Raw genomic sequence first — 25,957 nt, forward strand, 5'->3', positions numbered from 1 at the left:
ACTACCGGTCGCGGTGCGGCGACTCGAAGCCGCCCCGCAGCTCGGGATCGACCGGCGGTTCGGTCCACGCCTCCTCGACGATCGGTCCGGCGGGTTCTCCCGCTCCCCCACGACGGGCCCGGGACGACCGTCCCGCCGGCCGGAGGCGCCGCGCCGGCTCGGCCGGCGGCAGCTCGACGCCACGCCGGGCGAGCGCACGCTCGAGCCGCCGGTGCAGCCGGCCGCCGAGCAGCGAGCTCGCCGAATGCGCGATGTCGTGGAGCACTTCGCGCAGCTCCTGTTCGCCGCTCCAGTAGCGCCGCGCGTACGGCTCGAGCTCGCCGCCGAGCGCTTGGGAGAGCACGGCCGACGCCAGCACCAGGTCCTCGAGGAAGCCGACCGGGCCGAGGATCGCCTCGGGAAAGAGGTCGACCGGCGAGACGAAGTAGAGGAGCGCACCGCCGATGAGCGCCCGCGCGCCGCCGGGCACCTTCGGGTCGAGCGCCAGCCGAACGAGCAGGATGAAGATGTCCGGCACCAGCAGCAGCGCCTCGACCGCCGCCGGCCCGAGCCGCTTGCTGCGCCGCGCCACGTAGCGCACCATGCGCACCCGCAGGCGGTCGTAGAAGCTCAGCAAGCGCTGCGGCTGCAGGTGGACGTCCTGACGCGGCTCGGTCATCGCTCCTCCGTCACGGGCGCAACGTTCTCGCTCGATCCCCACAGAAGTCTATCGCCTTCCGCCGCAGCCGCGTGTACCGCCGCGACACGGATGGCTCCGCGCAGCGAGTTGATCAGCAGCACGCTCTCGGCCGCCGCGAGATCCGTCACGGTGAGCGTCGACTCGGCGACTCGGCCGGTGCGCAGCAGCCGCTCGCGCGCCACACCGGGGAGGAGACCGGCTTCGCGCCGCGGCGTGAGCCAACGGCCGCCGACGCGCAGGAGAAGATTCGTCCGGCACCCTTCGGTGAGCTCGCCGCGCTCGTTGCGGAGGATCGCTTCGTCGGCGCCGCACGCCCGCGCCTCGGCAAGCGCCCGATCGTAGCGCTCGCGTCGCGTCGTCTTGTGGAAGAGAAGGAGATCCGCCGATTCGACAGGCGCACCGACGAGCGCCGCAATCCATGGCCGTCGCGCCGAGGCGATCGGCTCGCTCGTCACGGCGAACGCTCCGTCGGGCGCGAGCGTCAGGCGCACACGCCGGCGCGACCGCTCGGGGGGCAGCCGGGTCACGTGCTCGGCGAGCACCTCCCTCGCAAGCTGGCGGTCGCAGGGCAGACCGAAGCGCTCTGCCGACGCCGCCAGGCGGGCGAGGTGGAGCTCGACACGGGCGAGCCGTCGATCTCTCCCGAGGCGCAGCGTCTCGAAGAGCTCGACCGGACACGGATCGGTGCTCAGCGCCCGGCCCTTGGCCAGGCACTCGGCATACTCGGCAGCCGGAGCGGAGTCCCACACGACGCCGCTGCCGACCCGGTAGACCAGATCTCCGCTCGCGGCCTCGACGTCAGCCGTGCGGATGCCGACGCCGAAGCGCGCTCGCCCTCCGGGGGCGACCCAGCCGAGCGCCCCGCAGTAGACCCCGCGCGGCTCGCGTTCGAGGCGCGCGATCCATCCCATGGTGCTCGCCTTCGGCGCCCCGGTGACGGAGGCGCAGGGGAAGAGCGCGGCGAAGAGCTCGGGGAGCGGCGCGCGGCTGGTCGCTTCGACCGTCGAGGTCATCTGCCAGACCGTGGGGTAGCGCTCGACGTCGAAGAGACGAGTGACCCGCACGGTGCCGGCGCGAGCGACGCGCCCGAGGTCGTTGCGCACCATGTCGACGATCATCAGGTTCTCGGCGCGATCCTTCTCCGCCGAGGCGAGCTCGACGGCCAGCGCCTCGTCTTCCTCCCGCCACCTCCCGCGCCGCCGCGTGCCCTTCATCGGCCGCATGCGCAGGAGCTCTCCGTCACGCTCGAAGAAGAGCTCGGGCGAGAGCGAGACGACGGCGCGATCGCCGAGGTCGAGAAACAGCGCCAGCGGCGCCTCCGCCGCCGGTGCGAGGGCGAAGAAAAGCTCCTCGGCGGTCGTGCCGCAGCGGCCACGCAGCGCGAAGGTGAAGTTCACCTGATAGGTCTCGCCACGCGCGATCGCTTCGTGGATGGTCCCGAGCGCCGATGCATGATCGGCTGCACCGAGATCGGGGTCGAGACGCGACACCCACGGCTCCGCCGAGCCCGGAGGTGGCAGCGTCGCGAGCTCTTCCGGTGGCTCGAAGAAGGCAAAGCCCGCGAGCGCTCGATTCTCCGTCCGAGAGCGCACGGCCAGCGCCCGATCGAACCCCGGCGCCGCCTCGTACTCGACGGAACCGACCGCCCACAGCCCCCGTTCGCAAGCCTCCTCGACCGCGGCGAGCGTCCCGGGCACAGCGTCGGCCTCCTGCGCCACACACCCGCCCACGGGCGAGGCGAAACGCCACCAGCCGCGCTCCGGCGCGCGCACCCAGGCCATGCGGGGGACACCCCGCGGCAGTGCTCCGGCCGGCTCGCGAATCACCAGCGCATCGTATGGCGGCGCGAGGGCGATGCCCAGCCCGGAGCTTGCTCCGGGCTGGGGCCGCGGAGGAGGATCGCGGTCGAACGGCAGCAAGTCGAGAGCGTCGCCGGCGATCTTCTCGCCTCCCCCGGTTGGGCGGCCGGCCAGGGACGAAGGCTCGGGCCTGCGCTAGGATCCGCGGCCCATGGGGCCTCTTCGCTTCCACTCGGAGACGGTCGAGGCCTCGTACACCTCTCGATTCCAGCCCTTTCCGCAGGCACGAAGCGCTGCCTAGCGATCGCCCGACCGTGTCGGTCCGCCTCCTCGTCCTCTCCGACACCCACCTCGGCTTCGACCTGCCGATGCGGCCGCGCGTCGCGCGCCCGCGGCGCGGCGAAGACTTCTTCGCGGCCTTCGAGGCGGCGCTCGCCCCCACCTCTCGCGGCGAGGTCGACGCCGTCGTCCACCTCGGCGACCTTTTCTTTCGCAGCCGCATCTCCGCTGCCCTCGCGACACGCGTCTTCACGCGGCTCGCCGAGCTCGCCGACAGCGGGGTCGACGTCTTCTGGGTGCCGGGCAACCACGAACGCTCCGGGGTGCCGCGCGGACTTCTGCTCGACCATCCGCGGATCCACGTCTTCGACCGGCCACGCACCGTCGTCCTGCGACGCCACGGCTTCGGCCTGGCGCTCGCCGGCTTCCCGTTCACCCCGAGTGCCCGCGCCGACTTCCGCGCGCTCCTCGCGGCGACCCGCCACGACAAGCTCGAAGCGGACGCACGCCTGCTCTGCCTGCATCAGGCCGTCGAGGGCGCGCGCGTCGGAGCGCAGGAGTTCACCTTCCGCGACGGCGCGGAGGTCGTGCGCGGAGCCGACCTCGCCGCCACCACGGCGGACTTCCTCGCCGTGCTCTGCGGTCACGTCCATCGCGCGCAGGTCGTCGAGCACGACCTCGCCGGTCACCCGCTTCCCGCGCCGGTGATCTACCCGGGCTCGACCGAACGCACGTCGAGCGCCGAGCGGGACGAAGTCAAGGGCTTCGTGAACCTCGGCATCGAGCGGGACGGATCCGTCGGGCCCGCGACGATCCGCTGGGACTTCCACCCGCTCGCCTCCCGGCCGATGATCGTCCTCGACGTCGATCCGCGCCGCGGCGGGCCCGCCCTCGCCGTGCACCTTCGCAGCGCTCTCGCGGCGCTCGCCCCACGGAGCATCGTCCGCCTCCGCCTCGCCGCCCCGCCGTCTGGCGACGCGATCGAGGTCTTGCGCGCCGCCTCGCTCCGCGCCCTCGCCCCCGCGGGGATGGAGGTCAGCGTGGGTTGGGGCCAGTGGAGCGACAACCGCACCGCGGATCCGCGTTGAACGAGCCGGATCGCCGGCAATCGAGTTGTCGGCAGAACGCGCGCAAGATCTCGAGGATGTGCGGCCCAGCAAGATGGGCGGGTGCGAGCCCTCGGCGCACGGAATCAGCGGGAGCTTGCCCCTTCAGCTCCAGTAGGTCCTGATTCCAAGCCCGCGGAGCCGCCGCGCGAGGATCCGATCGAAGGTGGCGATCGAGTCGGCGCCGCTCGCCTCGACGCTCGCCGCGAGGCAGGCATCGCCGAAGTGAGGGAGGACTGCGGGCCACAGCTCGAGCAGCCTTGACCAGTCGAGAGCGTCGACCGGAGCCACGAACCCGGATCCGACGAGAGACGAGAGCATCTCCCGGACCTCGCTCGCCGGCCTTTCGTACAACTGCGTCAGGACGAACGACGTCTCGGAGAGAACCTGTTGGTGGAGGAGGAGCAGAATCTCCCCGTCTCGCGCCGCGCCGAGAAGCAGGTCCGCGCTCCTGCGCTGCGTCGCATTGCGGCCGGTCACGAACGACACGAGGACCTTGGTGTCGACGAGGACCCTCACCACTTCACCAGCCCACGCTTCTTCCTGGCTTGCCGGACATCCTCCACGACCGAGCCCCTGCCGACCTCGATTCGACCCCTCCAGGCGAAGAAGTCCTCTCGCTCCGGGCCGATCGATGCCGCCTCGCCCTCTCGACGCTCGCGCATCCAACGGTCGATCTGCTTGGGCATGCCGGCCTTGAGGCCATACCTCTGCTGCACTTCTCGAACCTCTTCGAGCAAGCGCCGCCGATCGATCGGCTCCGGCACCGCGGTCTCAAGAAGGTGCAGGATCTCCCCGGTCAGGCTGCGGCGTTCCCTCTCGGCGCGAGCGCGCAGCCTCTGGAGTAACTCGTCGGGAATGTTCTTCAGAGTCAGGGATGCCATGATCGAAAGCCTCCTGGCCAGAGGGCAGACGATCCGGTTGCATTCGGCAACCGTCCGGCAACCATGCCGCTGCGTGCCTTCACCGCGGCACGAGATACGCCACCGCGAAGCCGATCTGCGCCGCCATCATCATCAGGTACATGTGGCGCCAGCTCGGGTGGTTCTCGCTGCGGGTGAGCTCGTCGGGGTCGCGTAGGAGGAGGTAGACGGTGTAGCAGCCCCAGAGGGTGAGGGCGATGCCGAGCCCGGCGAGGAACCCGGGATTGCCGGTGAGGATCGCGTGGCCGGGCTGGAACGGGTCCTCGAGGTAGGCGCCGAGCGGCATCAGCAGCCAGGGGAAGACGAAGAACGGGGCGATGATCCACGCCGCCTTGCGCGGCCCGTGGAGGATCGGCAGCGTCTTGCAGCCGCCGGCGCGGTCGCCCGCGATGTCGGCGAAGTCCTTGGTGCTCGCCGCGCCGACCAGGAAGAGCATGAAGATGATCCCGATGAACCAGGGTTCGGCGTGCCAGAAGTTCGCCACCATCGTCCAGCCGGCGACCTTGAGCAGACAGCCGCGCGGCACGGCGATCGTCCAGTTCGCCCACATGCCGTGCGCCTTGGTGCGACCGAGCGCGGGTGCCGAGTAGACGAAGGTGAAGATCGCTCCGGCGAGATAGATGAAGAAGGTCTGCCGCGCCTCGAGCGGCGCGCCCCACTTCTCGGCGATCGAGCTGTGCGGGTAGACGACCACCAGCCAGGTGGGGACGAGCGCCAGGGCGTAGAAGAGCCAAGTGAAGCCCCACGCCTCGCGCAGCGAAAGCGCACCGGTGCAGAGCGGGCGCTCCGGCTTGTTGACGCGGTCGATCTCGAGGTCGTAGATCTGATTGATGGCGTTCGAGGCGGCGTTGAGAAAGCTCGCACAGAGCGAGCCGAGGGCGATCGTCGCCAGCACCGAGAGGGTGAAGGCCCGGGAGGGATCCGGGTTGTGCACCGAGCCGAAGGCGCAGATCGCACCGGAGACGATGCCGAAGAGCGGCGGCAGGAGGGTGAACGGCCGGGCGAGCTGGACGTAAAGAGCGAGCTTCTTCATCGGAGCCGGAGGACCTCGAGCCCGACGGCGACCAGCGCGCCGAGCAACGTGTTGAGGAAATTGACCGCCTCGTTGTCGAGCAGCCCGCGCTGCTCGAGCGTCGCGCCGAGCAGGCTCTCGAGGGTGGTGGCGGCCATCGCGGCGACGACGATCACCGCCGCACCCCACGGAGCCCCCGACGGTGCCCCCGACGGCGCCAGCAGTCCGGACGCCCACGCCACACCCGCGACGGCGCAGGCCGCGGCGAGCCCGGCGAACGTGCCCTCGAGCGACACGGCCCCCTGCGTCCCGCGCGGCACCGGGCGCAAGGTGGTGAGGAGGAAGGTCCGACGGCCGTAGACCTGCCCGATCTCGGAGGAGACCGTGTCGGCTGCGGCGGTGGCGAACGCCGCCGCCGCAGCGAGAGCGAAGAGCTGCCGCTCGTCGCTCGTCGCGGCGAAAAGCGCACAAAGAATGGGAACCGACGTCTTGGCGAGCGCGTTGTGGGCTCCCCGCCGGCCGCCCTTCTCCTGGGCGAGGCGCTCCTCTGCCTTCTGCGCGTAGCCGACCTTCGTCGCCGCCGTGCCGAGGGCGAAGAAGGCGAAGAGCAGCGCGAAGCCGCGCCAGTCGAGACAGGTCCAGAGCGCGGTGCCGAGGAGCGCACCGACCCAGGCACCCGAGCGATCGACGCCACCGATCGCGAGGGCCGCTCCCGTCAGGACCAGGTTCACGGCAAGGCCGATCCCGAGGCGCCGCACCGCTTCGTCGCTCCACCAGCCTTCCCAATGGCCGGCCGTCAGGGTCAGGCAGTAGAGCAGCAGCCCGGCCAGCAGGGGCACGACGAGGTTGTCGTCGAGCCGGAGCGGCAGCGACTCGGCGAGCGCCGCGGCGAGCGCCGCGGCCAGGCCGATCGAGAAGGCGAAGGCCGGCTCGTAGCGCCCCGGCGCCGTCCAGAGCAGCAGGATCCCGGCGGCTGCACCGCCGCAGAGCAGGTAGGAGACACTCCCCACCCAGCTCTTCTGCGCATTCCACGGCAGCTTCCGCCGCCCGAACGGCTGGCCGAGGACCGTCGCCATGCCGTCGCCGAAGGCGAGGATCCCCCAGGCTGCCGCGGCGATCTCGAGGTGCCGCCAGAAGGCCAGGATGAGCAACAACACGGTCACCGGGTAGAGGACGATGCCGAGGGCGAATCCGCGCGCCGCGTCCTCGCGTCGCCAGAGGGCGCGACCACCGATCCGCGGCAAGACGACGAGGTTGAAGACGATCGCGGTCACCGCGCCGAGCGCCGAAAGCGCCGGGCCGAGCGGCCGCAACGCGAAGGCGATGCTGCCCATCCCGACGTGGACGAGCTTGCGACCGCCCTCGCCCGGCGCGAGCTGGCCGCTCACGGCAACAGCCCGTTCTCGCGTAGCCACGCGAACGTCCCGGCGAGCCCGTCGGCGAGCGAACGCGGGGCGTAGCCGAGCTCGCGGCGGGCACGATCCGATCGGTAGGCCCAATCGTGCCGGTAGACCTCGACGAGATCCGGCGTGAGCTTGGGCACGCCGCCGGTCAGGCGCGCCCAGGCCTTCATCGCCGCACCGAGCGTGGTGGCGACCGCATCCGGCATGCGCCATGCGGGCACCGGGAGCCCGCCGAGGGAGCCGATCAGGCGGTAGAGCTCGGCCGAGGTGACGTTGTCGCCGCCGAGAAGGTAGCGCGAGCCGGGTGTCGCTCGCTCGAGCGTCGCCACGACACCGGCGACGACGTCCTCGACGTGGACGTAGCACCAGCGTCGCTCGGGCCGGCCGAGCAGCGCCGGCACCCGGCGATGGGCCAGGTCGACGAGATGGCGCACCAGCAGGTTGCCTTCGGTCAGCTCGCCCGGACCGTAGATGACCGCCGGGTAAACCACCGAGAGCGGCACCCCGCCGGCGATCGCCTGCCGTGCCCGCCGGTCGGCCAGCGTCTTCGTCCGCTCGTAGTCGTTGATCCAGCGGCGGTCGTTCGGCTCGGCGGACTCGTCGAGCAGCCCCTCCGGCCCGCCTTCGCTCGGCCCGAGCGCGATGAAGCTCGAGACGTGGACGATGTGCCCGACCTTTGCCTCCGCCGCCGCACCGAGCACGTTCTCGAGACCGCCGAGATTCGTCCTGTCGAATTCGGCGGGCGGGGCGAGGATGCGCACCAGCGCCGCGGCGTGCACCACCGCGTCGCAGTCGGCGAGGGCGCGCGCGACGCTCGCTCGGTCGGTCACGTCGCCCGCGAACATCGCCACGGGCGGAAGCCCGCCGCGGTTCGACGTCGGTCGAAGCAGCAGGCGCAGGTCGTGACGGGCGGCGAGCGCCACGGCCAGACGGCGGCCGAGAAAACCGCTGCCGCCGGTCAGCAGGACCCGCATGGCGGCCTCCCGCTCACCCGCGTTGGCGGGCTTCCGCCCACAGCTCGGCGAGGGCGGCGTCGATCGATCGGCGCGGACTCCAGCCGAGCTGGGTGAGGCGGCTCGCGCGACCGCAGAGCAGCGGCGTGTCGATCGGGCGCAGCAACGACGGATCGGACTCGACCCGGACGTCGAGCCCGGAGAGCCGACGCAGCCGCTCCAGCAGCTCTTCGATCGAGTGCGCCTCACCGCTCGCCACGTTGTAGGTCGTGGCCGGCTCGCCGTGCGCCAGCAGGACGCGCAGCGCCTCGGAGGCATCGTCGACGTGCACGTAGTCGCGCCGCGCGGCGAGGTTGCCGACCCGCAGCACCGGCTCGCGGTCGCCGCGGGCGATCGCCGCGAGCTGCGCCGCGAAGCTCGGCAGGGCGAAGTTCGGAGCCTGCCCCGGTCCGAGCAGATTGAAGCAACGGGCGACGACCGCCCCACCCGCCACGGCAAGCCGCTCGGCAGACGCCTTGGTGAGGGCGTACGGCGAGCGCGGAGCGAGCGGCCGATCGTCGTCGATCGGCTGCTCGTCGTCCGGGACGACGCCGTAGACCTCGGCGCTCGACACGAAGAGCACCCGGGCCCGGCCCGCCGCGGCGAAGACCTGCTCGGCGCCGAGGACGTTCGCCTGGAAATAGGCGTCCGGTCGCCGCCAGGAATCGCCGACGTGCGACAGCGCCGCGAGGTGCAAGACCGCGTCCGGAGAGACGCGGTGGATCACCGCGGCGACCGCGGCGGCATCGCGAACGTCGAGCGTGTGAAGCGGGACACCCGGCGGGGCGATCTCTCCCCCCAGTCCCGTGCCCACGACCTCCTCGCCTGCCGCCTGCAGGTGGCGACAGAGGTGCCGGCCGAAGAACCCGGCCGCTCCGGTGACGAGGATGCGCACGGCGCCGCCTCCGGGCCTCAGCTCCGCGTCGCGGCGCGTCGGGCGGTGCGTACCCGCCAGTAGTCGAGCAGGTCGGCGAGCGTCGTGTCGAAGGGGATGCGCGGCTCCCACCCGGTGTCGGCGCGGAACTTCGACGAGTCACCGATCAGCACTTCGACGTCGGAAGGCCGCAGGCGGGCCGGGTCGGTCTCCACCTTGACCTCGACCTTGGCGAGAGCCAGGAGCTTGTCGAGCATGGCGCGGATGGTGATGCCCGAGCCGGTGGCGATGTTGTAGACCTCGCCCGGCTTGGCGCGCTGGGTCGCCAGCCAGTAGGCACGCACCATGTCGCGCACGTCGGTGAAATCCCGCACCGCGTCGAGGTTGCCCACACGCATCACCGGCGGGTTGAGCCCGGCTTCGATCTCGGCGACCTGCTTGGCGAAGTTCGAGGTGACGAAGACCTCGCCGCGCCGCGGGCCGGTGTGGTTGAAGCCACGCGTCCGGATCGCCTTGATGCCGTAGCTCTGGAAGTACTGGTAGCCGAGGTAGTCCTGCGCCACCTTCGAGACCGCGTAGGGCGAAAGCGGCCGCAGCGGATTCGTCTCCTTGATCGGCGTCTCGTGCGGCAGCACGAGTCCGTACTCCTCGCTCGAGCAGGCGATCTGGATCGCCGGGTCGAGGCCGAGCGCGCGCACCGCCTCGAAGATGTTCGTCTGCCCGACCACGTTCGAGGTCAGGGTCTCGGTCGGCGCGTTCCAGCTGGTCGGCACGAAGCTCTGCGCCGCGAGATGGAAGATCGCGTCCGGACGCGCCGCGGCGAGTGCGGTGTGCACGGAGGCGTAGTCACGCAGGTCGGTCTCGAGGAGCTTGACCTTGCCCTCGAGGTGCTCGATGTTGTCGCGCCGGCTGCGCCAGCGGAAGGTGCCGAACACCTCCACCTCGGGGTGCTCGGCGAGGAGGAAGTCGGCCAGGTGCGAACCGGCGAATCCCGTGATGCCGGTGATCAGCGCTCTCATTCAGTGCCTCCGGTCTTGACGTGTTGACTCGAGATGCTCCCACAAACCCAGGCGCCAGGGCGTGACCCGGCGGCCGAGCAGTCGCTCGGCCCGGCCGACGGCGAGCACCGAATACGCCGGGCGTGCCGCCGGGCGCGGGAACTCCGCGGTGGTGACAGTGACGACCTCGACATCCGGATCGCTCTCCTCGACGATCGCGCGCGCGAAATCGGCCCAGGAGACCGGATCGCGGCCGCGGTAGTGGACGAGACCGGCCGCCCGGCGATCGAGCAGATCGAGGATGGCGCGGGCGAGGGCCGGCGCGTGCGTCGGGGCACCGACCTGGTCGCCGACGACCCGCAGCTGACGCTGACCCCGTTCGATCAGCCCGCGAATGGTATCGACGAAGTTCGGGCCGCCCTCGCCGAAGAGCCAGCTCGTCCGCACGACGAGCGCCCGGGGGTGAGCGGCCAGCGCCGATCGCTCACCGGCGAGCTTGCTCGCGCCGTAGACGGAGAGCGGCGCCGGCTCGGCGTCCTCGTCGTAGGCGACACCGGAGCGTCCGTCGAAGACGTAGTCGGTCGACACCTGGACGAACGCCGCACCGGTCGCGGCCGCAGCGCTCGCCGCGTGCGCCACGGCGGCGCCGTTGACCCGGAAGGCCAGCTCGGGATTGGCCTCGCAGTCGTCGACGCGCGTCCAGGCGGCGCAGTTGATCACCGCCTCGGGCCGGAACGCGGCGACCCAGGCGGCGACCGCCGCGGCGTCCTCGAGGTCGGCTTGATCCTGGGACAGAGCGAGCACCGCCTCGCCGCGCCGACGCTGCTCCCGCGCCAAGGCCCGACCGAGGATCCCCGTGCCGCCGAAAACCAGACAGCGCATCGTCAGTAGAGCGTGGTGTCGCCGCCGGTCAGGTCGAGGAAGGTGCCGACGTTCTTCAGCGTGAGGGCAAAGCGGTAGTCGCGGTCCTGGCGGTCGATCGAGGTGAACTCGCGCAACTCGATCCGCACGCCCCAGCACTGCGAGTTGTAGACGATGGTGTAGCGCTGCTGCTGCAGATCGGCCGAGAGCAGGTCGTAGTTGAGCTGCGACTCGAGGCTCAGCCGCTTCGGCAGGATCTCCAGGCCGATCGAGACGCGCATCTGGTCCGAGCTGGTCTCGCCGATGTCGGCCTGATAGCGGGTGAACCAGTTGAGGCCGACGTAGACGCGGTCGAGACCGAGGGTGGCCGAGAGCGAGGTCGAGTCGAGCCCACCGAAGAGCGTGTTGTACTGCGCCTGCGCCTGCAGAGTGAACGACTGCGCCGGGTAGAAACGCAGGGTGGCGAAGAGCGCGCTGCGGCTGCTCGACTTGCTGCCGTCGGGCGCCGTCTGCAGCGGCTGCGTGTCGTCGAAGCTGAACGCCTGGGCGAGCGAGAAGGAGAGGATCTCGCGCGCCCCGCCGGCTTTCGGGTCGCGCGGCTTGGCGAGCACGCGGTTGACCAGCGCGAACTCGCCGAGGTTGTAGACGTTCACGCGGTCACGCTCGTCGAAGAGCGGGAAGCTCTCGGGGTGGTCGATGGTGCCGACGTAGGAGTAGCTCCAACGCGGCTCGATGATGTGCTTGAGCTTGGAGAACGGCCCGCGCGCGCGCTCGAAGATCCGGGTGAAGACCGGTCCGACGACCTCCGCCGAGGCGGTCGGGTAGATCCGCGTCTCGGCAGCTCCGCAGAAGCCGTTGTTGGCCCCGGTGGCGGGCGTGTCGCCGCAGTAGTTGCCGAGCCAGTTCCCCGCCGCGTCCTTGCGCTCTTGCGGCAGGCTGTCCCCGTACCAGGTGGCGCGCCCGCCGGCGGCTACCGAGAGGTTGAGCCAGGGGAAGAGACGCAACGGCAGCGTCAGCTCCGGCGCGAGGTCGACACGACCGTAGCTCGAGGTCTCGCTGTCGGTAAGCCCCGACGAGAGGAAACTGGCGTTGGCGTTGAACGAGAGATAGAGCGGCGCCCGCCCGAGCTTGAGCTTGCTCAGGTTGTAGTCGATCTCCGGGAGCCGCTCTTGCTCGATGATCGAGTCGGCGGAGAGGAAGGTCTGCACCCGCTCGACCAGGACGTTGAGCGAATGCGCTCCCCAACTGCCGGAGAGGAAGGCGCGCGACGGGATGCGCCGCACCGTCGACAGGTTGCTGCCGCGCTCGAAGTCGCGGAAGAAGTCGAAGTCGGAGAAGTCGCGGAAGCTGACGACGCCCCGCATGCCGCCGGGAAGGTCCGCCGACTCGTGGTCCCACGAGGCCTTCCAGCGCCAGTCGCCGGTCTCGACGTCGTTGATGAAGTAGACGCTCGTCTCGCCGCGCGTCCCGGCGGTCGGCCGGTAGCGGAACTCGTTGCCGCCGCCGTAGTAGCCCTTGCCGTACCAGTCGTAATAGAAGGTTGTGTCGTAGGAGCGCCCGAGGGTCTGGAAGTAGGCCAGCCCGAGGTACTCACCGCGCCGCTCCGAGTAGCCGATGTTCGGCACCAGCAACCCCGAGGCACGGTCGAGCTTCGCCGGCCAGAGAACGTAGGGCAGGTAGAAGACCGGCAGCTTCTTCGTCCACATCGTCGTGTTGAAGATGTGGGCGTAGCCCTCGAGCTCGACGCGGGCGCTGGTCATGCGGAACGACCAATCGGGGGTCGGATCGCCGGTGCACGAGGTCAGCGTGCCGTGCTGGATGCGAAACTTCTTCTCGCCCACCTTCTCGATCACCTTGCCGGTGAACGAGAGGTCGGGCTGGACGAAGGCCCGCGCGTCGGTGAGCGTGCCGGTGCGCGTCTCGAGGTTGTAGTCGAGGGTCTTGCCGGAGAGACGCCGCGGTCCCTGGTCGAGAACGACCTCCCCCTCGCCCAGCACGCGCTGCTCGGCTCGCAGCAGCACGAGGCGCTCGGCGTGGATCACCATGTCGCGGTACTTGAGCTCGACCTTGCCGGAGAGGATCGCCTTGTCTTCGCCTTCGGTCTCGAGCGCGCCGGCCGTCCCGGTCACCGAGCCGCCCCCCTGGTCGGCGGGGAGCTTGAACTCGAACTGCACACGCTCGACCGGCGGCGGGGCGGGTGGGGTCGGAGGGGTCGGCGGAACGACCGCCGCTCCCTTCGGGGCCGGTGCGGGCGTGGCGGCCGGCGCGGCGGCGACCGGCGGCTGGGCGGCCACCGCGGCGGCGAGAGCCAGACCAGCGAGGGTGAGCCGGAACACGCGGCTCCCTTGGTGGGCGCAAGGATCGAATGGCGACGCGAGGCGCGGAGTCATCGTGCGCGACCCGTTCAGTGCGACCCGAGCCGCTCGACCACCATCGCGGTGGCCTCACCGCCGCCGATGCAGATCCCGGCGCAACCGTAACGTGCTCCGCGCTCTTCGAGGGCGGCAAGGAGCGTCACGAGGATGCGGGCGCCGGAAGCACCGATCGGGTGCCCGTAGGCGACGGCACCGCCACGAACGTTCAGCTTGTCGGCGGGAAGGCCGAGCTCCTTGCCGCAGGCCATGGCGACCACGGCGAACGCCTCGTTGATCTCGAACAGGTCGACCTGGTCCGCCGTGAGGCCGGCGAGCGCGAGCGCGCGACGGACCGCCGGCACCGGTGCCGTGGTGAACCACTCCGGCTCCTGTGCCGCCGAAGCCTGCGACAGGATCCGCGCGATCGGCCGCGCACCGATCGCCGCCGCCCGCTCGGCGGAGGCGAGCAGCAGGACGGCCGCTCCGTCGTTGATCTTGCTCGCGTTCGCCGCCGTGACCGTGCCGTCCTTCTGGAATGCCGGCCGCAGGCCGCTCATCTTCTCGAGATCGGACTTGAACGGCTCCTCGTCGCGCTCGACGAGCAGCGGCGCCCCCTTCTTCTGCGGCACCTCGACCGGCGCGATCTCGGCCGCCGAGCGTCCGCCCTCGATGGCGGCACGCGCCCGGCGATAGCTTTCGCGCGCGTACTCGTCCTGCTCTTCGCGGGTGAAGCCGTAGTGCCTGGCGCAGATCTCGGCGCAGTTGCCCATGTGGACATCGCGATAGACGTCCCACAGGCCGTCGCAGATCATCGAGTCGAGGAGCTTTCCGTGGCCGAGTCGCTGCCCTTCGCGCGCACCGGGAAGGAGGTACGGTGCCTGCGTCATGCTCTCCATGCCGCCGGCGGCGACCAGCGAGTACTCGCCGGCACGCAGCGCGTTGGCCGCATCCATCACGGAGCGCATGCCGGAGCCGCACATCTTGTTGAGCGTGACCGCGCCCGCCGACGGCGGGCAGCCGGCGCCGAACGCCGCCTGGCGGGCCGGCGCCTGCCCCTGTCCGGCCGGCAGACAGCAGCCGAGGATGACCTGCTCCACGGCGTCGGGAGCCACTCCGGCGCGCTGGAGCGCACCCTTGAGCGCCGCGGCCCCGAGCTTCGGCGCGGGGACCTCGCGCAGCACGCCCTGGAAGGCGCCGATCGGCGTGCGCACGGCGCTCAGAATGACGACCTCGTGCATAATCTCGCCTCCGGGAATCGTGGATCGGAACCGGCCTCGAGCTTGCTCGCGACGTCCGACAGGAGGGCCCTGATGCTAGCACAGGGGGTTGCGGCGAACGGGCCGCGGACAGGGCGTCGGGCGCTTGCCGTCGACCTCGGAGAACGTCGCGTCGGGCTCGCCATCACCGACCCCGAAGGACGATTCGCCCTGCCGCTTTCGGTGCTCGCACGGCGGAGCGACCGGGAGGTGATCGGCGCGATCCGCGACATCGCCGCGGCCGAGCAGGTCGCCCTGCTCGTCGTCGGCGAGCCGCGCGGACCGGGCGGCACGAGCGGCTCGGCCGCCGAACGAGCGCGTCGCTTCGGCGAACGTCTCGGTCGCGCTGCGGCGTTGCCCTGCATCTTCGTCGACGAGACCCTGACGACCGTCGAGGCGGAAGCGCGACGGGTCGCCACCTCCACGACGGCGCTCCGGAGGCGCCGCGACGAACGGATCGACGCGCTCGCCGCCCAGGTGATCCTGCAAGAGGCGATCGAGCGCGGCCTTCTCCGGCCCCAGCCATGAGCCGGGCACGACGGTGGATTCTCGCGACGGTCGGCGTCGTCGTGCTTGTCGCCGCCGCCGGGTCGCTCGCCGCGCAGCGGATCTGGACCCTCCTGCACACGCCCTACCGCGGGTTCAGCGGCGACGAGGTCTACGTCGAGATCCCTCCCGGGCTCGGCGGCGGGGCCATCCTCGAGCGCCTGCGCACGGCCGGAGTGCTCCCCGAAACGCGCTGGACCCGCCTCTGGCTCGTGCGCGGCATGGGCGATCCACGCCTGGCGGCCGGTGAGTACCGCTTTCACGGCGCCGCCACGCCGATCCAGGTGCTCGAGCAGCTTCGCCGGGGCGAGATCGCGCTGTTTTCCGCCACCGTGGTCGAGGGCCTGACTCTGCAGGAGACCGCCGCCGCACTCGCCGAGGCGGGTGTCGCCGACCGTCCATCGCTCGTCGCCGCGTTCACCTCGGCACGAGCCCGCGCGCTGGTGGCCGACCTCGACCCGGCAGCCGCCGACCTCGAGGGCTACCTCTTCCCCGACACCTACCGCTTCCCCCGGAAGGTGAGCGCCGACGAGGTCGCCGCGACGCTGGCGGGCGCCTTCCGTCGGCGGTTTTCCGCCGAGATCCGCCCGCTGCTCCCGCCGACGGCCGACCCCCGGCAGGTCGTCACCTTGGCGAGCCTGGTCGAGAAAGAGGCCAAGCTCGACAGCGAGCGGCCGGTGATCGCCGCGGTGTACGCGAACCGGCTGCGCCTCGGGATGACGCTCGGGGCCGATCCCACGATCATCTACGGGCTGAAGCTCGCCGGCGTCTGGGACGGCAACCTGCGCCGTGTCCACCTCGAGACCGACGGTCCCTACAACAGCTATCGGCGCACCGGGCTCCCGCCGACACCGATCTGCTCGCCCGGGCTCGCCAGCCTCGCCGCCGCCGCCGCTCCTGCCGACTCGGACGTGCTCTACTTCGTCAGCCGGAACGACGGCAGCCATGTCTTCACGCGGACGCTCGCCGAGCACAGCCGCGAGGTCGAACGATGGCAGCGCCGCTACTGGCGGGAACGGCGGGCGAGAACCGGCGACGCGAGCGCAGGCAGCGCCAAAGCGAACGCGGATTGACAGGCTCGGGAGGCTGGTGTAGCTATAGGCGGCTCCATCGGTGAATGATTGGCGATCGCCGCGTGCCAGGTCGGGACGGCTGAAGCGGCAGGAGGAGGGGGAGATGAACACCAGAGACCAGTTCGGCAGCTACCTGCTGCTCAAGAAGGTCGGCGAGGATGCCCTCGGCGAGACTTTCCGGGCCGGCAAGATCGGACGCCAGGGCGTCGAACGGGTCCTGCTGTTGCGGGTCTTCAACGGCCAGGGGCTCGACAGTGCCCGACTCGCCCAGCATCTCGCCACGGTGGGGCCGGCGCTGCAGGCGCTCAAGAGCCCGACCCTCGGGCTCTGTGTCGACTCCGGCCAGATCGGCGGCGTCCCCTTCGTCGCCTACGACTACATCTCCGGCAAGAGCCTCGCCGCGCTCCTCGAGCAGGCGCGCAAGAAGCACTCGCCCGTGCCGTTCGATCATGCGCTGCTGATCGCCGAGCGCGCCGCGATGGGTCTGTCGGTCGCCTACGAGACACGACTCGGCGACGAGCGGGTGCTGCACGGCTTCCTCGCCCCGCACCTGGTGATGATCTCCAACGAGGGCGAGACCCGGCTGCTGGGCTTCGAAGCCGCGGGGGGCCTGCGTGGCTCGGCGGCCCACCCGCTCCTGCGCGAGGCGTTCGGCCGCTACCTTTCCCCGGAGGTCCTCGCCGGGCAGCCGCGGCACAAGGCCGACGACGTCTACACGCTCGGTGCGCTCTTCTTCGAGCTGCTTACCGGGGAACGCATTCCGGCGGGATCCTCGGCCGTCCTCGCCGCCGCGGTCGATGCCGCGACGCTCGCCAACGAGGGCACGGCGCTCCCGGCGGGTCTGGCCGAGCTGCTCAAGCAGAGCTTCGTCCCCCGCGAACAGCGCATCGCCGATGCGCCGACCTGGCACAAGAGCCTCAGCAAGCAGATGGGCGACGGGCACTACAACCCGACCACCTTCAACCTCGCGTTCTACATGCACAGCCTCTTCCGCGACGAGATCGACAAGGAGAGCCAGGAGATCGAGGTCGAGAAGACCATCCAGCTCTCCGCCGAGCAGCTTCGGCCCGCGGCGCCGGCAGCGACCCCCGCCGCCGCCCCGGCGCGCTCCGTGGAAGAGGAGTTCGGTCTGACGACGCCCGAGAAGAAGGGGGGGATGTCGCCGGCGGTCCTCGGGGGCATCGCCGCTGCCTTGGTCGTCGCCGCAGTGGGCGGCTACATGGCATTCGGTCGCGGGAGCGCCCCGCCCCCGGCAGCGACGCCGGCGGCGCCTTCGGTCTCCGGCCCCTCTCCGGAGGAGATCCAGAAGCAGATCGAGCAGATGCTGGAGGAGAAGCTGAAGGCCCGCGAAGCCGGCCTGAAGACGCAGTACGACGACCAGATCAAGGCGATGAAGCTGCGCCTGGAAGAGGCCCAGAAGGCGGCCGCCGCCGATCAAGCCCGGCGCGGCGCCTCTGGCCCCGCGACCTATTCGCCGACCCAGGTCGCCAGTGCGACCACGGTGCCCACGGTTGCCGCGCCGATGGCGACCACGGTCCCGGCTGCGGCCGCCACCAGCGCGCCCGCGCCCGAGACACCGAGACCGACGCCGCCGCCCGCGACCTCCGTCGCTGCGGCGCCGTCGGCCGCCGCTCCGGCAGCGTCCCCAGCGAGTGACGTTCGGCCCGGCGACCTGGTGACGATGGGTCCGGGAGTCATCCCGCCGCGAACGATCAAGCTCGGAGCGCAGCGCTATCCTCCCGCCGCCCGGCGGATGAGCCGCGAGGCGACGGTCACCGTCCGCGTCCTGGTGGGCGAGAACGGCAAGGTGATCGACACCCAGGTGCCCTCCCGGGCCGGTCTCGGCTTCGACGAGGCCGCCCAGGACACCGCGCGCGAGACCACCTTCGTCCCGGCGACGAAGAACGGCGTGCCCGTCCGCATGTGGATGGAGCTGAAGATCGCCTTCTCGCTCAAGTAGCGGCGGGCGGCGGCGGGTCCTGGCAAGACAAGAGGGCCGGGGTGCGACACCCCGGCCCTTCGTGTCTGCGGCCGTCGGCCCCTCCCCGGGGAGGGTGCCGGCGGCGGCCTTCTCAGAGGTCGGCGGCCTTGATGCTCGCCGTGAGCTTCTGGATCACCGGCTTCATCACCTTGTCGAACATGCGGTCGTCGTCGACGCCGCCGCCGAATCCGCCGACGAACACCTTCGAGCTCGACTCCTCACCGCGCGCCTCGTCCGCCCAGACGATCTCGCCGGTCTGGGTGTCGATGATGCGGGCGTTCATCGCCGCCACGAAGGTCTTCTTGCCCATCGAGAAGCTCGGCAGGCCGCCGATGCCGGGGGCGTGGACGTCGGTGCCGGTCTGGCCGTACTCGGTCACCGCGCCGGTGAGGAAGTACTGGCAGCCGAGCAGCTTTCCCGCCTTGACCGCGGTGGCCGGATCGATGTCGCCGCCGATCGAGAGGTTCTTCTCCTGCATCAACGCCGCGAGCTGCTCGCGGTCGATGACGCGGAACTTGCCGCTCTTGACCAATTCGGTGACGAACACGTCCTGCGCGGCGGCCGCGCCGCCGTGCCACCACCACTGGTTGTCCGCCTTGTTCTTGAACTCGAGCACCGCGATGCGGGGCTTGCCTTCTGCCGCCGTGGCGACGCTGGCCGCCGCGAGTCCGAGCAGCAGGACGCCGAGTCCGAGGGTGACGATTCGCTTCATCTGGCTCCTCCGTTGGGTCCCTTGAGGGACATTGGCTCACCTAGGGAAACGTCACGCGGGCCCGCGAGGGGCCAAGCGTCGTTTCCTGATCCGGTTAGCAATCGACGTGCCGGAGGGGATGATACCAGGGGGGCCCCGCGAGGGGGCCCCCTTTTTCGGTGGAGAGGATCAGGCCCCGGTGCGCTTGGCCGCGTCGGCGTCCTGGGCGTCCAGCACGCAGAGGGTGGCCATGTTCACGATGTCGGTGACCTCGACGCCGCGCTGGAGGACGTGGACCGGCTTGCCCATGCCGAGCAGCACCGGGCCCACCGCCTCGGCGTCGGCGAGGCGCCAGATCAGCTTGTAGGCGATGTTGGCCGAGCCGAGGTCCGGGAAGACGAGGACGTTGGCTGCCGCATCGAGCTTGCTCCAGGGATAGGAGCCGCGCAGGATCGAGTCGACCACGGCGGTGTCGGCCTGCATCTCGCCGTCGACCGCCAGATCGGGGTGCTTGGCGTGGAGCAGGTCGACCGCCGCTTTCACCTTGCGTGCGGCCGGGTGCTTGTTCGAGCCGAAGTTGGAGAAGGAGAGCATCGCGACGCGCGGCGTGATGTCGAACCGGCGAGCGAAGTTGGCGGTGAGCACGGCGATTTCGGCGAGCGTCTCGGCGTCCGGGTCGATATTGACCGTGGTGTCGGCGAGGAAGAAGAGGTGGTCCTTCAGGACGAGGATGTAGGCGCCGCAGACCCGCTTCACTCCCGGGCGGGTTCCGATCACCTCGAGCGCCGGACGGATGGTGTCCGGGTACTCTCCGGTCAGGCCGGAGACCAAGCCGTCGGCATCGCCGAGCGCGAGCATCGCCGGGCCCCAGTTGTTGCGTGACCGCATCAGGTGCTGGGCGTCCTCGAGGGTCACGCCGTCGCGGTGGCGGCGCTCGTGGAGGAAGCCGGCGTAGCGGGCGAAGTCCGGGGAGCTCTCCGGGTGGATGAAGGTGATCGCCTCGTCGGCGATTCCCAGCTCGGCGAGCTTGCCCGCCACGAGCTCCTTGCGCCCCAGCAGAATCGGCTGGGCCATCTCCTGGTCGATGAGGATCTTCGCGGCGCGGAGGATCTTCTCGTTCTCGCCCTCCGGGAAGACGATCCGCTTCGGGGCACGCTTGGCGCGCTCGACCAGGCGCTGCATCAGCTCCATGCGGCGCGAGATCAGGTGCTCGAGGCGGCGCACGTAGGCCGCGCGGTCGGTCAGCGGCAGGCGCGCCACCCCGGTCTTGCCAGCCGCTTCGGCCACGGCCGGAGCGACGTTCAGCAGGACCCGGTAGTCGAACGGCTTGGGGATCAGGTACTCGCGGCCGAAGCGCAGCGAGTCGAGACCGTAGGCCTTGAGGACCGAATCCGGCACGTCCTCACGGGCGAGAGCGGCCAGGGCGTGCGACGCGGCGAGCTTCATCTCGTCGTTGATGTCGGTGGCGCGGACGTCGAGAGCGCCGCGGAAGATGAACGGGAAGCCGAGGACGTTGTTGACCTGGTTCGGGTAGTCGCTGCGGCCAGTCGCCATGATGACGTCCGGACGGGCCGCCACCGCCTCGTCGTAACCGATCTCGGGCGTGGGGTTCGCCATGGCGAAGACGATCGGGTTCGCCGCCATCGTCTTGAGCATCTCCGGCTTGACCACGCCGGCCGCCGAGAGGCCGACGAAGACGTCGGCGCCGACGAGGGCGTCGGCCAGGGTGCGCTTGTCGGTCTCGACCGCATATTCGAGCTTGTAGCGATCGACGTCTCCGGGCCGCCCCTTGTAGATCACCCCCTTGCGGTCGCAGAGGATGAGGTTCTCCTTCTTCACACCGAGCAGGAGGTAGAGCCAGATGCAGCCGAAGGCGGCCGCACCGGCGCCGGAGAAGACCAGCTTGACGTCGCCGATCTTCTTGCCGGCGATCTCCACCGCGTTGATCAGGGCAGCGCCCGAGATGATCGCGGTGCCGTGCTGGTCGTCGTGGAAGACCGGGATGTTCATCATCTTCTTCAGGCGCTGCTCGATCTCGAAGCACTCCGGCGCCTTGATGTCTTCGAGATTGATGCCGCCGAAGGTCGGCTCGAGGAGCTTGACGGTGCGGATGATCTCTTCCGGGTCGTGGGTGTCGAGCTCGATGTCGAAGACGTCGATGCCGGCGAAGCGCTTGAACAGCAGCCCCTTGCCCTCCATGACCGGTTTGCCGGCCATCGCTCCGATGTCGCCGAGGCCGAGCACCGCCGTGCCGTTGCTGATCACGGCGACGAGGTTTCCCTTGGAGGTGTACTCGTAGGCGAGGTCGGGGTTCTTCTCGATCTCGAGGCAGGGCTCGGCGACGCCGGGGGTGTAGGCGAGCGACAGGTCCCGCTGGGTGGCGGTGGGCTTCGTGGGAACGACGGAGACCTTCCCTTTGGGCTCGCTCGCGTGGTACGCGAGGGCCTCTTCGCGCGTGATCTTGGCCATGGACAGAGTGTAGGCCGCCGGGCGGCCGCCGACGCCCACCCTTTCCGGTAGGTCGCGGCGACGACCGCGCCGGCCGGCGGGTCCGGGCCCGGCGGTCTACCCGCCCTGCTCGTTCGCGAAGGACTCGAGGTAGCCGCAGCGGCTACAGCGGGCGGTGACGACCGGCAGGCGGCGGCGTCCCCGGAGCTTGAGCGCGCGGAACCAGTAGCGCTCGACCTTCCCCTCGATCCATTGCTGGGGACTCGGCGAGTTGTGGTGCCGGTAGTCGAGGATGAACCCTTCGTTCATCAGCGAATTGCATTTCGGACAACGGTTGTCGTTCATGGTCCTCAGGATCTCCCTCGCGGCGGTGCCGCGCGCGGTCACTCCTCCCGGCTGGGGTCGAGGTCGTTTGCGGAGTCCACCGCCTTCCCGGGCGAGGCCGGCTCACCCGGGAAGCGGTTGGTCTCCACCAGGGCCCGGCGGAGCAGGTACTCGATCTGCGCGTTCAGACTGCGCAGATCGGAGGCGGCCCAGCGCTGCAGAGCGTCGTGGACACGAGGGTCCAACCGCAGCAGGAACGCCTTCCGCTCCACCATCCTCGCCTCCGCTCAGCCCGAGTAGAGGGTGCCGGCGTTGACGACGGGGCTCGCGGCGCGATCGCTGCAAAGCACGACGAGGAGGTTGGAGACCATCGCCGCCTTGCGCTCTTCGTCGAGCTGCACGACCTTGCGCTCGGAGAGCCGCTCGAGCGCCATCTCGACCATGCCGACCGCTCCGTCGACGATCAGTCGGCGCGCCGCGATGATGGCGCTCGCCTGCTGGCGCTGCAGCATGGCGTGGGCGATTTCCTGGGCGTAGGCGAGGTGGCTGATCCGGGCCTCCTGGACCTGAACGCCCGCCTGCGCCAGGCGCTCCTGGATCTCCGCGCAGAGCTGCTCGGCGACGACCGCAGTCGACCCGCGCAGCGAGGTCTCCCCTTCACCGTGAGCATCGTAGGAGTAGCGCGTGCTCAGGTTGCGCAGCGCCGATTCGCTCTGGACGTGGACGAAGTTCTCGTAATTGTCGACCTGGAAGACGGCCTCGGCCGTGTCGACCACCCGCCAGACGACGACCGCGGCGATCTCGATCGGGTTGCCGTCGTGGTCGTTCACCTTGAGGCGCTGGGTCTCGAAGTTGCGCACGCGCAGCGAGACGGCCCGCTTCGAGTAGAAGGGGTTCGCCCAGCGCAGCCCGGGGGTGCGAGCCGTGCCGCGGTACGAACCGAACAGCGTCAGCACCCGGCCCTGGTTGGGCTCGACCATGAAGAAGCCGAGAAGCAGGACGAAAACCACCAGACCGAAGACGAGCCAGCCCACCGCGATGCCCGCCTCGTGGGCGCGACCGGCCATCACGAGCCCCCAGACGGCGACCGCCTCGGCAGCCAGGAGCAGGGGGAGCATGGCGAGTCCATTCGCGGCTTCGATTGACTTCTCACGCAGCATTGGGTCCTCCTTTCACGGGCGTATGATATCACTACGCTAGCGAAACGCAAGTACCCCCCCTCGTCGGCTCTCCTTCCCTCGGGGCTCCCGTGCTACCTTGACGGCGGACCCTGGGGAGGGTGCCCCGCCCTTCCGATTTTGCGGAGAGCTGCCATGCCGATCGCCTCGGTCAATCCGGCCACCGGCGAGACGTTCGCCACCTTTTCACCGCACACTGCCGAGGAGGTGGAGGGCTGCCTGGCGCGGGCCGCCGCCGCCTTCCGGACCTGGCGGGCTCGCCCCGTCGTCGAGCGGACCGCCGTCGTCGCGGCGGCCGCCGAAGTCCTCGCCGCCGAGCGGGAGCGGCTTGCGCGTCTGATGACGCTCGAGATGGGCAAACCGATCGCCGCCTCGCTCGCCGAGGTCGACAAGTGCGCCCTCGCCTGCCGCTACTACGCGAACCAGGGCGCGCAGATGATCGCCCCCGAGGCTGCCGAGAGCGACGGGCGGCGCGCGTTCGTTCGGTTCGACCCGCTCGGCCCGGTTCTGGCCGTGATGCCTTGGAACTTCCCGCTCTGGCAGGTCTTCCGCTTCGCCGCTCCGGCGCTGGTCGCCGGCAATGTCGGCCTGCTCAAACACGCCTCGAACGTGCCTCAAGCGGCGCTCGCCATCGAGGAGGTCTTCCGCCGCGCCGGCGCCCCCGAGGGTGTCTTCCAGACGCTGCTCATCGAAGCGTCGCGTGTCGCCCCGCTGATGGCCGATCCGCGTGTCGTTGCCGCCACGTTGACCGGCAGCGAGCCGGCAGGAGCGAGCCTCGCCCAGGCGGCTGGCCGCGCGCTGAAGAAGGTCGTCCTCGAGCTCGGCGGCAGCGACCCGTTCCTCGTCCTGCCGAGCGCCGACCTCGATCGGGCGGTGAGCACGGCGGTGGCCGCCCGAGTGATCAACAACGGCCAGTCCTGCATCGCCGCGAAGCGGTTCATCGTCCATCGCGCTGTCAGTGCGAGCTTCACCGAGCGCTTTCGAGCGCAGATGGCCGCCTTGAAGGTCGGCGACCCGCTGGACCCGTCCACCGACGTCGGCCCGCTCGCCACCCCGGCGATTCTCGAGGAGCTCGACGATCAGGTTCGTCGCACCGTCGCGGCGGGCTCCCGCCTGGAGCTCGGGGGACGACGCCTCGAACGTCCCGGGAACTTCTATGCGCCGACGGTGCTCACCGACGTTCCGCGCGACAGCGCGGCGGCACGCGAAGAGCTGTTCGGTCCGGTGGCACCGATCCTCGTCGTCGACTCTCTCGACGAGGCGATCGAGCTCGCCAATGGCACGGAGTTCGGCCTCGGAGCCGCGGCGTTCACCCGCGACCCGGCGGAACAGGAGCGCCTGGCCGTCGAGATCGAGGCCGGCTCGGTCTTTCTGAACGGCATGGTGAAGAGCGACCCGCGGCTCCCGTTCGGTGGCATCAAGCGCTCGGGCTTCGGCCGCGAGCTGGCCACCTGGGGGCTGCGCGAGTTCGTGAACGTGAAGACGGTCTGGATGGGCTGAGCCTCCGGAGGCTCGCGTCGCAACGCGAACCCGCCGGAGGCTCTCCTCACCGTCGAGGGACCCGCCCGCCTGCCGCTGGCGTCAGTGCGCGAGATCGTCGAGGACGATCCCGAGATTCGTTGCGCCAGCCGCCCGGCAACGATCCATGAACTGCATGACGCGTTCGTACTGAATCTTGCCGTCGGCGGCGAAGAACACCAGCTTCGACTCGCGGCCCTTCGTCAGCTCGCGGACCCGCCGGTCGAACTCGGACTCCGAGACGACGTCCTTGTTGATGTAGATGCGACCGTCGTCGTCGAGCCGCAGGATGAGCTGATCGGTCGCCGGGGTCGGCACCTGCGTCTTGACCTCGGGCGGCACCGTCGCCGTGTAGCCCATCTGCATCAACGGCGTGACCACCATGAAGATGATCAGCAGCACGAGCACGACATCGACGAGCGGCGTCACGTTGATCTCGGCCTTGACGCCGCCGCCACCACCTACGCTCATGCCCATGGCGTGGCTCCTTTCGTGCGGAGGGAGGAACGGCTCACGAATGACCTCCCGCGCCGCTCTTGTCCTCCTTGAGGGTGACGAGGCCCACGCCGGTGAAACCGACCTTGTTGAGCTGCTTCATCACCTTCTGGACATCCTTGTACTGGAGGCGCTTGTCGCCTTTGATCACCAGGTTCTTCTCCGGCGTGAGGCGGTACATCTCGGCGAACGTGGCCTCGAGCTGGTCGTTGGGGATCCAGTCCTTGCCGATGAACACCTTGCCGTCGCTCTTGACGGCGATGTCCACCTGCTTGGCGCCTTCCGGCATCTTCTCCGGCTCGGTGGTCGTCGGCAGAGCGACGTCCACGCCCTTCTGCAGCATGGGTGTGACCACCATGAAGATGATCAGCAGCACCAGGCAGACGTCGACGAGCGGCGTGACGTTGATGTCGGACTTGACCGCCGCCTCTCCGGATCCGGGCTTCGAGCTAGCGACTCCCATTGACATTGGAGGAACCCTTCTTGATGAAGAAGTCGATCAGCTCCGAGCCGGAGTTGGTCATCTCGATCTGGATCCGCTCGAGGGTGTTCGTGAAGTAGTTGAACATCCAGGCGGCCGGAATGGCCACGAACAGACCGAGGGCGGTGGTAACGAGGGCTTCGGCGATACCGGCCGAAACCGCGCCGATGCCGCCCGAACCGGTCATCGCCATGCCGCGGAAGGCGTTGATGATGCCGATGACGGTGCCGAAGAGGCCGATGAACGGAGCCGTGGTGGCGATGGTCGCCAGGCCCGGGACGCCCTTGCGGAAGTCGGCGAAGGTGACGAGAGCCTCACGCTCGATGGCGCGCTTGGCCGACTCGATGACGTCGTTGCCCGAGCGCCGATTCGTCGTCGTGTCGAGCTGGAACTCGATGAGCGCCGCCCGGGTGACGCGCGCCAGGTGGCTCGCCTGATGGTGCTTGCGCGAGGTGTCGAGCAGCTCCTGGATGCGGTCCTGACCGATCAGCTGCGTGGCGATCTTGGCGAAGGCGAGCGACTGCTGCTTGGCCTTCTTGTAGAAGAGGAGCCGCTCGATCGCGACGTACAACGACCAGACGGAAAGGCAGATCAACGCGATGACGACCCCCTTCGCGATGGGCGTCATCGACTGCCACAGTGCCAGCGGACCCATATCCATATCGTTTCTCCTTGGGGCGGTTCGA

Annotated in this window: 25 protein-coding genes; 5 read left to right on the top strand and 20 right to left on the bottom strand. The window is 70.1% G+C overall.

What is annotated here, in order from left to right:
• Nucleotide 1 precedes the first annotated feature (1 nt).
• Nucleotides 2-658 carry a DUF1232 domain-containing protein gene (locus IPJ17_00915; protein ID QQR74194.1) on the bottom strand — a complete coding sequence of 219 codons (657 nt, stop codon included), beginning with the start codon at nt 656-658 and terminating at the stop codon, nt 2-4.
• The gene (locus IPJ17_00920) at nt 655-2,505 is read right to left on the bottom strand and encodes a chorismate-binding protein (protein ID QQR74195.1); all 1,851 of its coding nucleotides are present in this window, start codon (nt 2,503-2,505) and stop codon (nt 655-657) included. Before IPJ17_00920 ends, IPJ17_00915 begins: the two co-directional genes overlap by 4 nt.
• Before the next feature lie 287 nt (nt 2,506-2,792).
• On the opposite strand from IPJ17_00920, the gene IPJ17_00925 reads away from it, so the two are divergent.
• Complete coding sequence (locus IPJ17_00925) at nt 2,793-3,845, top strand: metallophosphoesterase family protein (GenBank protein ID QQR74196.1); 1,053 nt, start codon at nt 2,793-2,795, stop codon at nt 3,843-3,845.
• Between the two features lie 123 nt (nt 3,846-3,968).
• Here the strand turns inward: IPJ17_00925 and IPJ17_00930 are convergent, their stop codons facing one another.
• The 10 genes from IPJ17_00930 to IPJ17_00975 all read right to left on the bottom strand — a co-directional run bounded on the left by IPJ17_00930 (nt 3,969) and on the right by IPJ17_00975 (nt 14,518).
• Complete coding sequence (locus IPJ17_00930) at nt 3,969-4,382, bottom strand: PIN domain-containing protein (GenBank protein ID QQR74197.1); 414 nt, start codon at nt 4,380-4,382, stop codon at nt 3,969-3,971.
• On the bottom strand, nt 4,379-4,747 hold the full coding sequence (locus IPJ17_00935) for a hypothetical protein (protein QQR74198.1): 369 nt from the start codon (nt 4,745-4,747) through the stop codon (nt 4,379-4,381). The genes IPJ17_00930 and IPJ17_00935 overlap by 4 nt, the downstream gene beginning before the upstream one ends.
• Before the next feature lie 79 nt (nt 4,748-4,826).
• Nucleotides 4,827-5,819, bottom strand: a complete 993-nt coding sequence (locus IPJ17_00940; GenBank protein ID QQR74199.1) for a UbiA family prenyltransferase — start codon at nt 5,817-5,819, stop codon at nt 4,827-4,829.
• Nucleotides 5,816-7,186, bottom strand: coding sequence for a DUF92 domain-containing protein (locus tag IPJ17_00945; protein QQR74200.1), 1,371 nt, complete (start codon nt 7,184-7,186; stop codon nt 5,816-5,818). Before IPJ17_00945 ends, IPJ17_00940 begins: the two co-directional genes overlap by 4 nt.
• Nucleotides 7,183-8,175, bottom strand: a complete 993-nt coding sequence (locus IPJ17_00950) for an NAD-dependent epimerase/dehydratase family protein (protein QQR74201.1) — start codon at nt 8,173-8,175, stop codon at nt 7,183-7,185. The genes IPJ17_00945 and IPJ17_00950 overlap by 4 nt, the downstream gene beginning before the upstream one ends.
• A 13-nt stretch (nt 8,176-8,188) precedes the next feature.
• Nucleotides 8,189-9,088, bottom strand: coding sequence for a GDP-mannose 4,6-dehydratase (locus IPJ17_00955; GenBank protein ID QQR74202.1), 900 nt, complete (start codon nt 9,086-9,088; stop codon nt 8,189-8,191).
• A gap of 17 nt (nt 9,089-9,105) precedes the next feature.
• On the bottom strand, nt 9,106-10,086 hold the full coding sequence (locus IPJ17_00960; protein ID QQR74203.1) for a GDP-mannose 4,6-dehydratase: 981 nt from the start codon (nt 10,084-10,086) through the stop codon (nt 9,106-9,108).
• Nucleotides 10,087-10,947: a dTDP-4-dehydrorhamnose reductase gene (gene rfbD / locus IPJ17_00965; protein ID QQR74204.1), complete on the bottom strand. Its 861-nt coding sequence runs from the start codon at nt 10,945-10,947 to the stop codon at nt 10,087-10,089.
• 2 nt (nt 10,948-10,949) lie between these two features.
• Entirely contained in the window at nt 10,950-13,262 is a 2,313-nt protein-coding gene (locus tag IPJ17_00970; protein QQR74205.1) for an LPS-assembly protein LptD, read from the bottom strand.
• 68 nt (nt 13,263-13,330) lie between these two features.
• A complete protein-coding gene (locus IPJ17_00975) occupies nt 13,331-14,518 on the bottom strand; it encodes an acetyl-CoA C-acyltransferase (protein ID QQR74206.1) in 1,188 nt (395 codons plus the stop codon).
• Between the two features lie 72 nt (nt 14,519-14,590).
• Between IPJ17_00975 and ruvX the strand changes: the two genes are divergently transcribed.
• From ruvX to IPJ17_00990, 3 genes are all read left to right on the top strand, one after another.
• Complete coding sequence (gene ruvX, locus IPJ17_00980; protein QQR74207.1) at nt 14,591-15,064, top strand: Holliday junction resolvase RuvX; 474 nt, start codon at nt 14,591-14,593, stop codon at nt 15,062-15,064.
• On the top strand, nt 15,061-16,155 hold the full coding sequence (mltG, locus tag IPJ17_00985) for an endolytic transglycosylase MltG (protein ID QQR74208.1): 1,095 nt from the start codon (nt 15,061-15,063) through the stop codon (nt 16,153-16,155). Before ruvX ends, mltG begins: the two co-directional genes overlap by 4 nt.
• A gap of 103 nt (nt 16,156-16,258) precedes the next feature.
• Entirely contained in the window at nt 16,259-18,115 is a 1,857-nt protein-coding gene (locus tag IPJ17_00990) for a TonB family protein (protein ID QQR74209.1), read from the top strand.
• 112 nt (nt 18,116-18,227) lie between these two features.
• Here the strand turns inward: IPJ17_00990 and IPJ17_00995 are convergent, their stop codons facing one another.
• The 5 genes from IPJ17_00995 to IPJ17_01015 all read right to left on the bottom strand — a co-directional run bounded on the left by IPJ17_00995 (nt 18,228) and on the right by IPJ17_01015 (nt 22,759).
• Nucleotides 18,228-18,848: a hypothetical protein gene (locus IPJ17_00995; protein QQR74210.1), complete on the bottom strand. Its 621-nt coding sequence runs from the start codon at nt 18,846-18,848 to the stop codon at nt 18,228-18,230.
• Between the two features lie 168 nt (nt 18,849-19,016).
• Nucleotides 19,017-21,296: an NADP-dependent malic enzyme gene (locus tag IPJ17_01000; protein QQR74211.1), complete on the bottom strand. Its 2,280-nt coding sequence runs from the start codon at nt 21,294-21,296 to the stop codon at nt 19,017-19,019.
• A gap of 96 nt (nt 21,297-21,392) precedes the next feature.
• On the bottom strand, nt 21,393-21,620 hold the full coding sequence (locus IPJ17_01005; protein QQR74212.1) for a hypothetical protein: 228 nt from the start codon (nt 21,618-21,620) through the stop codon (nt 21,393-21,395).
• 38 nt (nt 21,621-21,658) lie between these two features.
• On the bottom strand, nt 21,659-21,874 hold the full coding sequence (locus IPJ17_01010; protein ID QQR74213.1) for a hypothetical protein: 216 nt from the start codon (nt 21,872-21,874) through the stop codon (nt 21,659-21,661).
• Between the two features lie 12 nt (nt 21,875-21,886).
• The gene (locus IPJ17_01015) at nt 21,887-22,759 is read right to left on the bottom strand and encodes an SPFH domain-containing protein (protein QQR74214.1); all 873 of its coding nucleotides are present in this window, start codon (nt 22,757-22,759) and stop codon (nt 21,887-21,889) included.
• 153 nt (nt 22,760-22,912) lie between these two features.
• On the opposite strand from IPJ17_01015, the gene IPJ17_01020 reads away from it, so the two are divergent.
• Nucleotides 22,913-24,277 carry an NAD-dependent succinate-semialdehyde dehydrogenase gene (locus IPJ17_01020; GenBank protein QQR74215.1) on the top strand — a complete coding sequence of 455 codons (1,365 nt, stop codon included), beginning with the start codon at nt 22,913-22,915 and terminating at the stop codon, nt 24,275-24,277.
• 81 nt (nt 24,278-24,358) lie between these two features.
• On the opposite strand, the gene IPJ17_01025 is transcribed toward IPJ17_01020, so the two are convergent.
• The 3 genes from IPJ17_01025 to IPJ17_01035 are packed head-to-tail and all read right to left on the bottom strand — an operon-like array spanning nt 24,359 to nt 25,899.
• On the bottom strand, nt 24,359-24,772 hold the full coding sequence (locus IPJ17_01025; protein ID QQR74216.1) for a biopolymer transporter ExbD: 414 nt from the start codon (nt 24,770-24,772) through the stop codon (nt 24,359-24,361).
• 34 nt (nt 24,773-24,806) lie between these two features.
• Nucleotides 24,807-25,259 carry a biopolymer transporter ExbD gene (locus tag IPJ17_01030; GenBank protein ID QQR74217.1) on the bottom strand — a complete coding sequence of 151 codons (453 nt, stop codon included), beginning with the start codon at nt 25,257-25,259 and terminating at the stop codon, nt 24,807-24,809.
• Nucleotides 25,240-25,899 carry a MotA/TolQ/ExbB proton channel family protein gene (locus IPJ17_01035; GenBank protein QQR76051.1) on the bottom strand — a complete coding sequence of 220 codons (660 nt, stop codon included), beginning with the start codon at nt 25,897-25,899 and terminating at the stop codon, nt 25,240-25,242. The genes IPJ17_01030 and IPJ17_01035 overlap by 20 nt, the downstream gene beginning before the upstream one ends.
• Nucleotides 25,900-25,957: the final 58 nt, after the last annotated feature.

It is taken from the genome of Holophagales bacterium (genome assembly GCA_016699405.1).
Classification (GTDB): domain Bacteria; phylum Acidobacteriota; class Thermoanaerobaculia; order Multivoradales; family JAGPDF01; genus JAAYLR01.

What these genes read in the sequence shown, in the direction of transcription:
- IPJ17_00915 (QQR74194.1), bottom strand. Translation starts at nt 658, where the DNA reads ATGACCGAGCCGCGTCAGGACGTCCACCTGCAGCCGCAGCGCTTGCTG.
- IPJ17_00935 (QQR74198.1), bottom strand. Translation starts at nt 4,747, where the DNA reads ATGGCATCCCTGACTCTGAAGAACATTCCCGACGAGTTACTCCAGAGG.
- IPJ17_00940 (QQR74199.1), bottom strand. Translation starts at nt 5,819, where the DNA reads ATGAAGAAGCTCGCTCTTTACGTCCAGCTCGCCCGGCCGTTCACCCTC.
- IPJ17_00950 (QQR74201.1), bottom strand. Translation starts at nt 8,175, where the DNA reads ATGCGGGTCCTGCTGACCGGCGGCAGCGGTTTTCTCGGCCGCCGTCTG.
- IPJ17_00960 (QQR74203.1), bottom strand. Translation starts at nt 10,086, where the DNA reads ATGAGAGCGCTGATCACCGGCATCACGGGATTCGCCGGTTCGCACCTG.
- rfbD (QQR74204.1), bottom strand. Translation starts at nt 10,947, where the DNA reads ATGCGCTGTCTGGTTTTCGGCGGCACGGGGATCCTCGGTCGGGCCTTG.
- IPJ17_00975 (QQR74206.1), bottom strand. Translation starts at nt 14,518, where the DNA reads ATGCACGAGGTCGTCATTCTGAGCGCCGTGCGCACGCCGATCGGCGCC.
- ruvX (QQR74207.1), top strand. Translation starts at nt 14,591, where the DNA reads ATGCTAGCACAGGGGGTTGCGGCGAACGGGCCGCGGACAGGGCGTCGG.
- mltG (QQR74208.1), top strand. Translation starts at nt 15,061, where the DNA reads ATGAGCCGGGCACGACGGTGGATTCTCGCGACGGTCGGCGTCGTCGTG.
- IPJ17_00990 (QQR74209.1), top strand. Translation starts at nt 16,259, where the DNA reads ATGAACACCAGAGACCAGTTCGGCAGCTACCTGCTGCTCAAGAAGGTC.
- IPJ17_00995 (QQR74210.1), bottom strand. Translation starts at nt 18,848, where the DNA reads ATGAAGCGAATCGTCACCCTCGGACTCGGCGTCCTGCTGCTCGGACTC.
- IPJ17_01000 (QQR74211.1), bottom strand. Translation starts at nt 21,296, where the DNA reads ATGGCCAAGATCACGCGCGAAGAGGCCCTCGCGTACCACGCGAGCGAG.
- IPJ17_01005 (QQR74212.1), bottom strand. Translation starts at nt 21,620, where the DNA reads ATGAACGACAACCGTTGTCCGAAATGCAATTCGCTGATGAACGAAGGG.
- IPJ17_01010 (QQR74213.1), bottom strand. Translation starts at nt 21,874, where the DNA reads ATGGTGGAGCGGAAGGCGTTCCTGCTGCGGTTGGACCCTCGTGTCCAC.
- IPJ17_01015 (QQR74214.1), bottom strand. Translation starts at nt 22,759, where the DNA reads ATGCTGCGTGAGAAGTCAATCGAAGCCGCGAATGGACTCGCCATGCTC.
- IPJ17_01020 (QQR74215.1), top strand. Translation starts at nt 22,913, where the DNA reads ATGCCGATCGCCTCGGTCAATCCGGCCACCGGCGAGACGTTCGCCACC.
- IPJ17_01025 (QQR74216.1), bottom strand. Translation starts at nt 24,772, where the DNA reads ATGGGCATGAGCGTAGGTGGTGGCGGCGGCGTCAAGGCCGAGATCAAC.
- IPJ17_01030 (QQR74217.1), bottom strand. Translation starts at nt 25,259, where the DNA reads ATGTCAATGGGAGTCGCTAGCTCGAAGCCCGGATCCGGAGAGGCGGCG.
- IPJ17_01035 (QQR76051.1), bottom strand. Translation starts at nt 25,899, where the DNA reads ATGACGCCCATCGCGAAGGGGGTCGTCATCGCGTTGATCTGCCTTTCC.